The following is a 14,811-nucleotide window of genomic DNA, read 5'->3' as shown; positions in this document are numbered from 1 at the left end:
CCGGGTGCAGCGCGGCGAGCGCGTGCCGCTTTCGCTTGCCCAGCAACGGATGTGGGTGCTCAACCAGTTCGATCCGGACTCGCCCGCGTACAACATTCCGATGGCGATCCGGCTCAGCGGCGTGCTCGACGTGCCCGCGCTGCGCAACGCCGTCGCGGATGTGCTGGAGCGGCACGAGGCCCTGCGCACCCGGTACCCCGCGGATCCGTCGGGGGTGGCCTACCAGCAGATCGTCTCGGTCGGCGAGGCGTTGCCCGGTGGCCTCGAGGTCGTCGAGACCACCGACCCGATCGCCCGGATCACCGCGCTGCTGTCGGCCGGATTCGATGTGACCCAGCAGGTTCCGGTGCGCGCGCTGCTGCTCGCGGTCGGGCCGGACGAGCATCTGCTCGCGCTCGTCGTGCATCACATCTCGGCCGACGGCGCCTCGATCGCGCCGCTGGCCCGGGACATGGTGACCGCCTATCTCGCCAGGGTCGGCGGCAATTCGCCGCGCTGGTCGCCGCTGGAGGTGCAGTACGCGGACTTCGCGCTCTGGCAGCGCGCCGTGGTCGGCACCGACGACGATCCGGAATCCATTGCGGCACAGCAATTGACGTACTGGCGCAGGCAGCTCGACGGGTTGACCGGTGAGCTGACCCTGCCGCTGGACCGGCCGCGTCCCGCCGTGCCTTCGATGCGCGGCGCCTCGACCGGCTTCGCGGTCTCGCCCGACGTGCATGCCGCGCTGGTCCGGATTGCGCGCGAACACAATTCGACGTTGTTCATGGTGGTGCACGCGGCGCTGGCGGTGCTGCTCGCCCGCCAGTCCAACAGCACCGATATCGCCATCGGCACGCCGATCGCGGGCCGTGGCGAGCGGGCGCTGGACGAGTTGGTCGGCATGTTCGTCAACACGCTCACGCTGCGCACCGCGGTCGAATCACGCTCGACCTTCGCCGAATTGGTGGATCGGGCCCGCGAGACCGACCTGGCGGCCTTCGCCAATGCCGACATCCCGTTCGAGCGCATCGTCGAGGTGGTCCTGCCCGGGCACGCGAGCGTGTACAACCCGCTGTTCGGCGTCGTGCTGTCGTTCCAGAACAACGAGCAGCCGACGCTGGAGCTGCCGGGCCTGACCATCGCCGGGTTGGACAGCGGCGAGATCGCGGCGAAATTCGACCTGCAGGTGAACGTCGATCCGCGGCACCGCCCGGACGGCTCGCCGGACGAGCTGATCACCGCGATCACTTACGCCACAGACCTTTTCGACGAGTCGACGGTGCAGGCGCTGTGCCGCAGGCTGGAGCGGATTCTGACCGCGGTGGTCGCCGACCCGCAGGTACGCGTCGGCGATATCGACCTGCTGGACGAGCAGGAGCGCGAGCGGGTGCGGACGGCGGCGGAGTCGTCGCCGGAGTTCCGCGCCGAAGGCGCGCCCACCACCACCGGCACCGCGCTGACCCAGGCGCTGACCGCGGTGGTGGAGGACGATCCGGACGGTCCCGCGCTGGTCTCCGGTGAGGACGCGGTCTCCTACGAAGAACTCGACGCGCGGTCCTCGCGCCTGGCCCGGGTGCTGGCCGCCCGCGGCTGCGGTCCCGGCGACGGTGTCGCGGTGCGGCTCGACCGCGGCGTGGACGCCGTCGTCGCGACCTGGGCCGTGCTCAAGGCCGGTGCCGCGGTTGTTCCGGTGTCCTCGGTCGACGACCCGATGCCGGCCCAGCTGGTCGTCAAGGTGGGTTTGACCGACGCCCGGGTGCACGAGTCGGGCGAGATCGATTGGCTCGTCCTGAGCGATCGCGCGGTGGCCGCACAGATCGCGGCCGAATCACCGCGGCCGGTGACCTACGCGCACCGCACCAGGGTGCTCCGTGGCACGGACCCGGCCTTCGTCGGGGCTCGCACCGTCGGCTACGACGAGCTGGCGGCGGCGGTGGACCGGCTGCGCACCCGCACCGACCTGACCTTCGAGTCACGGACCTGCCGGCTCGGCGGGCCCGCCGAACTCGCGGTGCTCGAGGCGGTGGCCGCCGGTTCGTCCGGGGCCGCGATCGTGCTCACCCCGGCCGGCGCCGAGCCGACCGAGGCGCTCGCGGACGAATGGGTCAGCCACCTGCTGACCGACTCCGCGGGCCTCGATACCCTTGACCCGGCGGCCCTGGAAGATCTGCGGGCCGTGGTGGTCGCCGACGGACCGATTCCGGGTGGTGCATGGTCGCAGGTGACCGTGGCCACCCTCGGCGATCTTCTGAACGTCGGGTAGCAGACCGACGGGTATGGGGTGCAAGCCCCAAAAAACATGACTATGGTCACTCAGATCGGGTTGTCCGACGCCGACACCCGATGGTGGTGTGGCTTCACATGTTCGACAGGCAGGATGAGCAGAGTTTCATGGTTCGCGTAGTGGGGGACGTCAAGGAAAAAGAGGCACTCCTGTTGGTGCGAGCATGACGCGCCCAACTCGTGTCCGCCCCGCCAGAACCCGACGACCGCGGGTCATCACGCTGCCCCAGCTGATGGCGACCGCCGCGGAGGCGAACCCCGACGGCATCGCGCTGACCTACGCGGACGCCACAGCGACACTGTCGCAACTGAGCTACGCGGAGCTGGACGAGCGGTCGACCCGGTTGGCCCGCCTGCTCATCGACCGCGGGATCGGGCCGGAGGATCTGGTCGCCATCGGCATCCCCCGCTCGATCGAGTCGGTGACCGCCGTCTGGGCGGTGGCCAAATCGGGTGCCGGTTTCGTCCCGGTGGACCCGAACTATCCGGCCGACCGGATCGACCACATGGTGAAGGATTCCGGTGCGATCTTCGGCCTGACCACCCGCGCGGCCGCCGCTCAGCTGCCCGGCCAGGTCGAGTGGCTGGCCATCGACGACGAGTCCTGCCTGCGCTCGCTCGAGCGCTACTCCACCGAGCCGATCACCAACGCCGATCGGCTCGGCCGCCTGCATGCCGAACATCCGGCGTACGTCATCTATACCTCCGGATCCACCGGCAGACCGAAGGGCGTGGTCGTCACGCAGGCCGGTTTGTCGAGTTTCTGCGATGAGCAGCGTGAGCGGTACCAGGTCGTCAGTGCTTCGCGGACATTGCATTTCGCGTCGCCCTCGTTCGACGCGTCGGTGCTGGAGTTGTTGCTCGCGGTGGGTGGCGCGGCCACGATGGTGATCGCGGCGCCGACGGTGTTCGGCGGCGAGGAGCTGGCCACTCTGCTGCGGCGGAACGGGGTGACGCACGCGTTCATCACGCCTGCCGCGCTGGCCTCGGTCGAGCCCGCCGGACTGGACGAGTTGCGCGTTGTGGTCGCGGGTGGCGAGGCCTGCCCGCCGGAGTTGGTGCGGCGCTGGGTGATTCCGGTGGCGAACGGGCGGACTCGGGAGTTCTTCAACGGGTACGGGCCTACCGAGACCACGATCATGACGAATATCAGTGCGCCGTTGGTGCCGGACGAGCTGGTCACCATCGGCGGGCCGATCCGCGCGGTCACCGAATACGTGCTGGACGAGCGGCTTTCGCCGGTGCCGGACGGCGTCATCGGCGAGCTGTACATCGCGGGTGCACAGGTGGCGCGCGGCTACCACCAGCGGCCCGCGCTCAGTGCGGCCCGCTTCGTGGCAAACCCCTTCGATCCCAACGGGGCTCGGCTCTACCGCACCGGCGATCTGGTCCGCTGGGTGGCCGACGGCAAGCTGGAGTACGCGGGCCGCAACGACTTCCAGGTGAAGGTGCGTGGCTTCCGGATCGAGCTGGGCGAGATCGATGCCGTTCTTGCCGCGCACGACAGTATCGATTTCGCGGTCACCGTCGGTCATCAGCTGGAGAACGGGACAACGATTCTCGCGTCCTACGTGCTGGCCGCTCCGGGTGCCACGGTGGAGACCGCCGAACTCGTCGCGCTCGCCGAGCGCAGCCTGCCCGCGCACATGGTGCCGACGGCGATCACGGTGCTCGACGAGATCCCGCTGACCCCGGTCGGCAAGCTGGACCGGCGCGCACTGCCCGCACCGCAGTTGCAGACCAAGGAATTCCGGGCGCCGAGCGGGCAGTGGGAACAACTGGTCGCCGACATCTTCGGCGAGCTGCTGGACAGTGATGTCCCGGTCGGCGCCGACGACGACTTCTTCGAGCTGGGTGGCAACTCGCTGATCGCGACCAAGGTCGTGGCCCGTATCGGTGCGCAGATCAGCGCCCGGGTGCCGGCCAGGACCGTGTTCGAGGCGCCGACCGTCGCCGCCCTGGCGGCGCGGCTCGCTCCGCTGGCCGGGGCGGGCGGGCGCGCCGCGCTCACGCGCATGCCACGGCCGGAACATATTCCGCTGTCGCTCGCGCAGCAGCGGATGTGGTTCCTGAACCAGTTCGATACGGCTTCGGCGGCGAACAACATTCCGTTCGCGATCCGGCTGACCGGCGCGTTGGATGTGGCGGCGCTGCGTGCGGCGGTCGCCGATCTGGTCGAGCGGCACGAGACCCTGCGCACGGTCTATCCCGCGCTGGACGGCACCGGCCACCAGGTGATTCTGCCTGCGGCGCAGGCGACTCCGGAGCTGACAGTGACCCGGGTCGCGGCCGCCGACCTGCCGGACAGGCTGGCCGAATTCGCGGTGGCCGGTTTCGACGTCGCGGCCGAGGTGCCGCTGCGCATGGCGCTGTTCGAGGTCGGCGCCGACGATTACGTACTCGCGGTGGTGGTGCACCACATCGCGGCCGACGGCACTTCGATGGCGCCGATGGCGCGCGACCTGACCCTCGCCTACTTCGCCCGCAGCGCGGGCAACGCGCCCGAATTGGCCCCGCTGCCGGTGCAATACGCCGATTACGCGCTGTGGCAGCGCGCCATGCTCGGCGACGAGAGCGATCCGGCCTCGGTGGCGGCCGAGCAGATCCGCTACTGGCGCAGCGCACTGGCCGGACTACCCGGCCGCCTCGAATTGCCCACGGACCGGCCGCGTCCCGCGCTGGCCTCCGGACGGGGCGGTGTGCACGTGTTCGAGGTGGACGCCCGGATTCGCGCCGGACTGGACGCGATCGCGCAGGACACGGGCGCCTCACTGTTCATGGTGGTGCACGCGGCGTTCGCGGCCCTGCTGGCCCGGCTGTCCGGCACCACCGATATCGCCGTCGGCACCCCCGTCGCGGGCCGCGGCGAAGCCGAATTGGACGGCCTGATCGGCATGTTCGTCAACATGCTGGTGCTGCGCACCGAGATCGATCCGGGCGCGTCGTTCCGTGAGCTGGTCGCCGCCGCCAAGACGGTGGACCTCGCGGCGTTCTCCCATGTCGAGCTGCCGTTCGAGCGGTTGGTCGAGGTGCTCGATCCGGTGCGCTCGCAGGCGCACCATCCGCTGTTCCAGGTGGCGCTGTTCTTCCAGAACATGGACAAGCCCGCGTTGGAACTACCCGGGCTGTCCGCGTCGGCGCTCGAACTGGACGGCGCGGCAGCCAAATTCGATCTGCAACTGACCGTGACCCCGCACGAGGGCACGGACGCGGGTCTGTCGGCCATGTTCACCTACGCGACCGACCTGTTCGACGAGGCGACCGTCGCGCGCTTCGCGGCCCGGCTGCGCCGGTTGCTGCGTGCGGTGACGAGCGACCCCGACCGCCCGGTCGGCGACGCCGAACTGCTGTCGCTGGTCGAGCGTGACCGAATTCTGTTCGAGTGGAACGAGACCCGGCAGCGCCTCGCGCCGGAACTGCTGCTCGACGGCTACCGGCGCGCGGTCGGCGCCCATCCCGACGCGGTCGCGGTGGCCGACGAAGACACCACCCTGACGTATCGGGAGTTCGACGAGCGCGTCAATCAGCTCGCCCGCCTGCTGATCTCGCAGGGCGTGGGCGCGGAGTCGCTGGTCGGCCTGGCGATTCGGCGTTCGGCCGACCTCGTGGTCGGCATGTACGCGATCGTGACGGCCGGCGGGGCGTACGTGCCGCTGGATCCGGATCATCCGGCCGAGCGGATCGCACACATCCTCGACACCGCCCAACCCGTCTGTGTGGTCACGACTTCCGCCGATGCGGCGGCGCTGCCGGATGGCGTGGTCACGGTGGCTCTCGACAACGCCGACCTCGCGGCCTTCCCGGGCAGCCCGGTCGGCGCGGCGGAGCTGCTGCGCCCCGTCTCGCCGCTGAATCCGGCGTACGTGATCTTCACCTCCGGTTCCACCGGGCGGCCCAAGGGCGTCGCCGTCTCGCACGCGGCGATCGTCAACCAACTCGTGTGGATGCTCGCCGAGTATCCGCTGACCAGCGACGACGTCTATTTCCAGAAGACCGCGACGACGTTCGACGTATCGCTGTGGGGCTTCTTCCTGCCGCTGCGGGTGGGCGCGAAGCTGGTCGTCGCGACCCCGGACGGCCATCGCGATCCGGCCTACGTCGCCGAAACCATTGCCGCGCAGTCGGTGACGGTCACCGACTTCGTGCCGTCGATGCTGACGATGTTCGCGGCACACACCGCGAAGGGCGCGTGCCCGACGCTGGCACAGATCTTCGTGATCGGCGAGGCACTGCCGCCGGCGACGGTCGACGCGGTGTTCGCGGTCACCGACGCGGACGTGCACAACCTCTACGGCCCGACCGAGGCCGCGGTCTCGGTGACCTACTGGCCGGCCGACGGCTCGGACACCGGTTCGGTGCCGATCGGCTTGCCGCAGTGGAACACCCGGGTCTACGTGCTCGATGCCCGGCTGCGTCCGGTGCCCGAGGGGGTGGCCGGTGAGCTCTACTTGGCCGGGGATCAGCTGGCGCGCGGCTACGTCGGGCGGCCGGATCTGACCGCGGATCGGTTCGTGGCCAACCCGTTCGGCCCGGGACAGCGCATGTACCGCACCGGGGATCTGGTGCTGTGGCGTAAGGCCGCAGGCGCGGAGACCGACGACGAGATGGTGCTCGACTACCTCGGCCGCACCGATTTCCAGGTCAAGTTCCGCGGTCAGCGGATCGAGCTGGGGGAGATCGAAACGGCGTTGCTGGCACAGCCTTCGGTGAGTCAGGCGGTCGCGTTGGTCAGCCAGTCGACGCTGGGGGACCAGTTGGTCGCCTACGCGGTGCCCGTGCCGGGCGACCGGATCGATCCGCAGGAGCTGCGGACCGTCGTCGCGGAAACGCTGCCCGCCTATATGGTTCCGGCCGCGATCGTCGTCCTCGACGAGTTCCCGCTGAACCCGTCCGGCAAGCTCGACCGCAAGGCGCTGCCGGAGCCGATGTTCACCGCACGGGAATTCCGTGCGCCCTCGACCGCGCTCGAGGAGATCGTGGCGGGTGTGTTCGGCGAGGTGCTGGGGCTGACCCGGGTCGGCGCCGATGACGATTTCTTCGCCCTCGGCGGCAATTCGCTGATCGCCACCCAGGTCGTCGCGCGGCTCGGCGCCGCGGTGGGCGGCCGGGTGCCGGTGCGCACGCTGTTCGAGGCGCCGACCGTGGCCGGCCTTGCCGCCGTGGTCGATTCGCAGGTGCACGGTCGCCCCGGGGTCGCGCTCGGCAGCCTCGAGCGTCCGGCGGAACTGCCCCTGTCGCTGGCACAGCAGCGGATGTGGTTCCTCAATCGGTTCGACCAGTCCGATGACGGTTCGGCCGGTTCGGCCGCCTACAACCTGCCGTTCGCGCTGCGGTTGACGGGCGCACTGGATGTCGAGGCGCTGGGTGCGGCGCTGGGCGACGTGGTGACGCGGCACGAGGTGCTGCGGACCGTGTACCCGGCGACCGACGCCGGCCCGATCCAAGTGGTGCTGCCGCCGAGCAGTGCCGTGCTGGACGTCACGCCGCAGGTGCTGACCGAGGCCGAGGTGGCCACAGCGGTTTACGCGCTCGCCGCACGGCCGTTCGATGTGACCGACGAGGTTCCGGTGCGGGTCGCGCTGTACCGCATCGACGGCACGGCCGACACCTACGTCTTCGCCGTCGTCGTGCATCACATCGCGGCGGACGGCTCTTCGATGGGTCCGCTGGTGCGTGACGTGATGGTCGCCTATGCCGCGCGGACCGCGGGCGAGGCGCCGGGTTGGACTTCGTTGCCGGTGCAGTACGCGGACTACGCGTTGTGGCAGCGTGCGGTGCTCGGCGATGAGTCCGATGCGGAATCGATTGCGGCGCAACAGATCGATTTCTGGCGTACGCACTTGGCGGGTCTGCCGGATCGGCTGGAGTTGCCTGCTGATCGGCCACGTCCGGCGATCGCGTCGATGGCGGGCGCGCGGGTCGATGTGCGGGTCGATGCGGCTACTCATGCCGGTTTGGTGGAGTTGGGCCGGGCGCACGGTGCGACGTTGTTCATGGTGGTGCACACGGCGCTCGCGGTGCTGCTGGCCCGCCTGTCCGGCTCCTCGGACGTTGCCATCGGGACACCGCTGGCCGGTCGCGGTGAGCGTGAACTCGATGATCTGATCGGCATGTTCGTCAACACCGTGGTGTTCCGGACCCGCTTCGAATCGGACGAGTCGTTCGTCGAATTGCTCGGCAGGCAGCGCGAATCCGATCTGCAGGCGTTCGCGCACGCGGATATTCCGTTCGAGCGGTTGGTGGAGGTGCTGAATCCGCCGCGTTCGACGGCGCATCATCCGCTGTTCCAGGTGGGCCTGTCGTTCCAGAACATCGCGCGCACCGCGCTGGAGCTGCCCGGCCTCGCCGTCGAGGGGCTGGACGCCGATCTCGCGGTGTCGCAGTTCGATCTGCATCTGATCGTCGGCGACAGCTACGACGAGTCCGGTGTGCCCGCGGGCATGGGTGGCTTCTTCACCTATGCCACCGATCTTTTCGACGCCGCCACGGTGCAGGGCTTCGCCGAGCGGTTGACCCGAATCCTGGCCGCCGTGGTCGCGGACGCGACCACCCCGGTCGGCGATATCGAATTGCTCGACGCGGCCGAGCGCGACGAGGTGCTGGCCCGGTGGAACGCCACCGAACAGCTGGTCGACGAGTCGGCCACCTTGGCGTCGTTGCTCGACGCATCGGTGGCGGCCGACCCGCGAGCTGTCGCGCTGGTGACCGATCTGCCGGACGGCGGACGCGAGAAGGTCACCTATGGTGAGCTGGATGCGCGGGTGAATCGTCTTGCGCGGCATTTGATTTCGGTTGGTGTGGGGCCGGAGTCGCGGGTTGCGCTGGCGTTGCGGCGTTCGGTGGATCTGATTGTGGCGATGTATGCGGTGGCGAAGTCTGGTGGTGCGTATGTGCCGGTGGATCCGGATCATGCGGCGGAGCGGACGAGCTACATCTTGGAGACCGCTGCTCCGGTCTGCGTGCTGACGAACGCCGAGGCTGAGTTCGTCACTGATGTAGCGCCTTTGGTGCGTATCGATGAGCTGGACCTGGAGGGTTTCGCTGCCACGCCGGTTACCGATGCGGATCGGGTCGCGGTGTTGCGTCCGGGGAATACGGCGTATGTGATTTTCACGTCGGGTTCGACGGGTCGTCCTAAGGGTGTTGCGGTTTCGCATGGGGCGATTGCGAATCAGTTGCAGTGGAAGGTGACCGAGTTCGGTCTGGATGCTGCTGATGCGGTTTTGTTGAAGACGGCTGCGACGTTCGATCTTTCGGTGTGGGAGTTCTGGTCGGCTGCGGTGTGTGGTGGTCGTTTGGTGATCGCTGCTGCGGATGGTCATCAGGATCCGGTGTATCTGAACGAGTTGATGGCGCGGGAGTGGGTCACCACGCTGCATGTGGTCCCCTCGATGCTGGATGCGTTGGCCAACAACGACTTCCCGACCTCGCTGTGGCGGGTCCTGGCGATCGGCGAGGCGCTGCCCGGTGGGCTGGCACAGCGATTCCTGCGCGACTACCCGCGCGTGGAGCTGTTCAACCTGTACGGCCCCACGGAGGCGGCGGTGTCGATCACCCACCACCGGGTCGGTCGTAACGACCAGGCGTCGGTGCCGGTCGGCGGACCGGAGTGGAACAGCCACGTCTTCGTGCTGGACGCGCGGCTGCGGCCGGTGCCGGTAGGCGTGCCCGGTGAGTTGTATCTGGCCGGTGCGCAGTTGGCACGGGGTTACTTCGGTCGTGCGGATCTGACCGCGGAGCGGTTCGTGGCCAACCCGTTCGAGCCGGGCGTGCGGATGTATCGCACGGGCGACCTGGCGGCCTGGAATGCCGCGGGCGAGCTGGAATATCGGGGCCGCACCGACTTCCAGGTGAAGATCCGTGGTTTCCGGATCGAACTCGGTGAGATCGAGGCCGCGCTGCTGGCTTTGCCGCAGATCGCCCAGGCCACGGTCGTCGCGAAGTCCGATCCGCAGACCGGTGATCGCCTGGTGGCGTACCTGGTGCCTGCGGGGGGTGAGATCGAGGTGGCGGCGGTGAAATCCGCGCTCGGCACCGAACTGCCCTCGTACATGGTGCCTTCGGCGTTCGTTCTGCTCGACGCCTTGCCGCTCAACGCGAACGGCAAGCTCGACCGGAAAGCCTTGCCGGAGCCCGAATTCGAGCCACAAGCCTTCCGTGCGCCGTCGACGCCGATCGAGGAGATCGTGGCGACGGTGTACGCCGAGGTGCTCGGTGCCGAGCAGGTCGGCGCGGACGACGATTTCTTCGGTCTCGGCGGCAATTCGCTGCTGGCTACCCAGGTCGCGGCTCGGCTCGGTGCGGCACTGGATGCCCGGGTGCCCGTGCGCACCTTGTTCGAGGCGTCCACTGTCGCCGGACTCGCGGCCAAGGTCGCACAGCATGCGGGCAGCGGCGGCCGCAAGGCGCTGGTGGCCGGCCCGCGGCCGGAACAGATTCCGCTGTCGCTGGCTCAGCAGCGCATGTGGTTCCTCAACCAGTTCGACACCGCGTCCTCGGTGTACAACATCCCGGCCGCGATCCGGCTGGCCGGCGACCTCGACGTCGCCGCGCTGGGCGCGGCGGTGACCGATCTGGTCGCCCGGCACGAGATCCTGCGCACCACCTACCCGCAATCCGGACTCGGCCCGGTGCAGTCCATCGCCGCGGTACCGGAGGCCACCGTGGACCTCGCGCCGGTGCGGATCAGCGGGGCGGAGGTCGCCGACGCCGTATACCGCGTCGTCGCCACCGGTTTCGACGTCACCGCCGAGGTGCCGTTCCGGGCCCGGCTGTTCCAGGTCGACGACGCCGACTACGTGCTGGTTTTCGTGGCCCACCACATCAGCGCCGACGGCTGGTCGATGGGCCCGCTCACCCGGGACCTGATGCTGGCCTACGTCGCCCGCACCGGCGGCGCGGCACCCACCTGGGCGCCGCTGCCGGTCCAGTACGCGGACTACAGCATCTGGCAGCGCGAGGTGCTCGGTGCCGAGGACGATCCGAAGAGCGTGATCGCGCAGCAGGCCGAGTACTGGCGCGGCGCGCTGGCGGACCTGCCGGACGAACTGGCCTTGCCCGCCGACCGGCCGCGGCCCGCGGTCGCGTCCTATCGCGGGGCGACCCTCGATTTCGAGATCGACGCCGAATTGCACGGCGCGCTGGATGAGGTTGCCCAGCAGCACAATTCGACGTTGTTCATGGTGGTGCACGCGGCGCTCGCGGTGCTGCTGGCCCGGCTGTCCGGCAGCATGGACATCGCGATCGGCACGCCGGTCGCGGGCCGCGGCGAAGCCGAACTCGACGACCTGATCGGCATGTTCGTCAACACGCTGGTGCTGCGCAACGAGATCGCGCCGGGTTCGACCTTCGAGGCGTTGCTCGCCGCGGTGCGCGACACCGATGTCGCGGCCTTCGGCCACGCGGACCTGCCCTTCGAGCGGTTGGTCGAATTGCTCGATCCGGTCCGCTCGGCGGCTCGGCATCCGCTGTTCCAGGTCATGCTGGTGTTCCAGAACCTCGCCGAGTCCTCGCTGGAGCTACCCGGGCTCACCGTGGCGGGCATCGATCCGCAGGTGACCCCCGCCAAGTTCGATCTGCAGCTCACCGTCGCGGAACGGCCGGAGCGGCAGGGTATCTCGGCGGTCCTGACCTATGCGACCGACCTGTTCGACGCGTCGACCGTGCAGAACTTCGCGGATCGTTTCCAGCGCGTCCTGGCCGCGGTCGCCGCCGATGCGGCGGTGGTGGTCGGCGATATCGATGTGCTGGCGGCGGGCGAGCGGGAACTCGTGCTGTCGGAGTGGAATTCGCTCGGTGCCTGGGTACCGGGGGCTACGCTGCCCGACCTGATCGCCGAGCAGGCGTGGCGTCGCCCTGACACCGTCGCGATCCGCTGCGGCGCCCGAGCGCTCACCTTCGGGGAGTTGCAGTCCCGGGCCAACCAGGTGGCCAGGGCGCTCATCGCGCAGGGCGCCGGCCCGGAAACGCTGGTGGCCGTGGCCATGTCGCGTACCGAGGAACTGCCGGTGGCGCTGCTCGGTGTGCTCGCGACCGGTGCCGCCTACCTGCCGATCGATGCCGCCTATCCCGCGCAGCGACTGGAGTTCATGCTCGCCGACGCCGCGCCGGTCTGTGTGCTGACCACGGCGGCCGAGCGGGACGCGGTGCCCACCGGGGAACTGCCGGTGGTATTGCTGGACGAGACAACCACTTTCGCCGATGCGCCGATTCTCGAGGCCGAGCGGCTCGCGCCGCTGCACCCGGACAACCTGGCCTACGTGATCTACACCTCGGGTTCGACCGGTGTGCCGAAGGGTGTCGGTGTCGCGCACCGCAATGTCGTCGAACTGTTCGCGAACACGCAGCCGCTCTTCCGGTTCGACGAGAACGACGTGTGGACGCTGTTCCACTCGTTCGCGTTCGACTTCTCGGTCTGGGAGCTGTGGTGTGCGCTGGCGCACGGCGGTTCGGTCGTGCTGGTCGACTACCTGACCTCGCGGTCGCCGGAACAGTTCCGCGAGTTGCTGATTCGCGAACGGGTGACGGTGCTGAACCAGACCCCGTCGGCCTTCTACCAATTGGCCGAGGCGGATCGGGCCGCCGAACCCGCCGAGCTCGCGCTGCGATACGTGGTCTTCGGCGGTGAGGCGCTGGATCTGCGCAAGTTGCAGCGCTGGTACGAACGCCACGGTGCGGCAACCCGTCTGGTGAACATGTACGGCATCACCGAGACCACGGTGCACGTGTCGTTCCTGCCGCTCGGCGAGAGCGATGTGCGCGACGCGGCCAGCGTGATCGGCCGGGCCATCCCCGGCCTGGACGCCTACGTGCTCGATCCGCGGTTGCATCCGGCGCCGTTGGAGGTGCCCGGCGAGATCCATGTCGTCGGCGCGCAGCTGTCGCGCGGTTACCTCGGCAGGCCGGGCCTGACCGCGACCCGGTTCGTCGCGAATCCGTTCGGCGCGCCCGGTTCCCGGATGTATCGGACCGGTGATGTCGGCCGGTGGCGCGACTGCGGCGACAAGGCCCAGCTCGAATACGCCGGGCGCAGCGACCAGCAGGTGCAGCTGCGCGGCTTCCGCATCGAACTCGGCGAGATCGAAGCGGCGCTGCTGCGCTGCGACGGTGTGCGCCAGGCCGTTACGGTGGTCCGCACGGACGCGCACGGGGAGCGGCTGATCGGCTATGTCGTCGGCGCTGAGCCAGGGGCAATTGATCCGGTGACCGTGCGTTCCGAGGTGGCCCGGTTCCTGACCGGGTACATGGTGCCCGACGCGATCGTGGTGCTCGACGCCCTGCCGCTCACGCCGAACGGCAAGCTGGACCGAAAGGCGCTGCCCGCACCGGAATTCACCGGCGCCGCCGAGTACCGGGCACCCGAGTCGGCACTGGAGCAGGCGGTGGCGCAGGTGTTCGCCGAACTGCTCGGCGCACCGGCCGTCGGCCTCGACGACGACTTCTTCACCCTCGGTGGCAACTCGTTGCTCGCCGCGCAGGCGGTCGGCCGGCTGCGCGAGGCCACCGGCGGCTCGGTGAGCGTGCAGTGGTTCTTCACCGACGCCACGGTGGCCGGGCTGGCCGCGCGGATCGAGGCCGGGGCGGCGGGGGAGATCGACGCCAACGCCGCGTTGAACGTGCTGCTGCCGATCCGCACCGGCGGCACCGAGACACCGCTGTTCTGCCTGCACCCGATGTACGGGCTGGCTTGGACCTACGTCGGGTTCACCCGCTACCTGCCCGCCGCGCAGCCGATCTATGGCGTGCAGTCCCCGGCACTGTCCGAGGACGGCGCGCTGCCGGAGTCGATCACCGCGCTGGCCCGTCGCTACGTGGCCGAGATCAGGGCGGTACAGCCGGAGGGCCCGTACCGGCTGCTCGGCTGGTCGCTCGGCGGCGTGCTGGCCCACGCCATCGCGACCGAACTGCAGGTCGCGGGCCAGCGGGTCGAGCTGCTGGCCATGATGGACAGCCACCCGAATCCCGATGTCGTCGGCTTCCGGACGGCACTGCGGGGCGCGCTCACCGAACTCGGGTTCGGCGCGGACCTCGTCGCGGCCCAGGGCGATGTCTACGACCTGAGCGATCAGGCGCTGGCCGCGTTGCACGCGATGATCCCGCCGGAGCTGGTCGCCATCACCCCGGAACGGTTGCGCAGTATCTACCGCAGCGCGGTCCGCTCGGCCGAGCTCATCGCCGAGCACCGGCCCGGCGTGTTCCACGGCACACTCCAGTACTTCAGTGCCGCGGTCACCGATCCCACGGATGTGCTTCGCGCCACTGCGGGCGATTGGACCGAATTTGTCTCGGGAGAGGTGGTCGATCGACCGATCGAGGTGACCCACGCGCTCATGACCTCGCCGGAAGCGCTGGCTGAGATAGGTCCTCAGCTGGCTGTTCTGCTCGCTCGCCGGGCCTGACGATGCCCTGCCGACGCGCGCGACACCATTCTCGCGTCGGCAGGGAATAATCGTTCCGGGCGCTCGTTTCCCGTGGTTCGTCGCTACCCTTTTCCCGGGGTCGCACCGGGCTGTGTTCGGCGTGGGCCGGTTCCTTCGGTAACGATGG

The 14,811-nt window shown here is 69.3% G+C and carries 1 protein-coding gene and 1 pseudogene; both read left to right on the top strand.

What is annotated here, in order from left to right:
• The coding region (locus tag TY25_RS39235; RefSeq protein WP_042265300.1) for a condensation domain-containing protein at positions 1–2,245 on the top strand (2,245 nt) is incomplete at its 5' end.
• 184 nt (positions 2,246–2,429) lie between these two features.
• Positions 2,430–14,663, top strand: a pseudogene (locus TY25_RS39230) (non-ribosomal peptide synthetase); the annotation flags it as partial.
• Positions 14,664–14,811: the final 148 nt, after the last annotated feature.

Origin of the sequence: Nocardia brasiliensis NBRC 14402 (assembly GCF_000308475.2) — a bacterium.
In the GTDB taxonomy this organism is placed as follows: domain Bacteria; phylum Actinomycetota; class Actinomycetes; order Mycobacteriales; family Mycobacteriaceae; genus Nocardia; species Nocardia brasiliensis.
The sequence above is the reverse complement of the archived record's forward strand: the minus strand, read 5'-3'. Positions and strand labels throughout refer to the sequence as shown.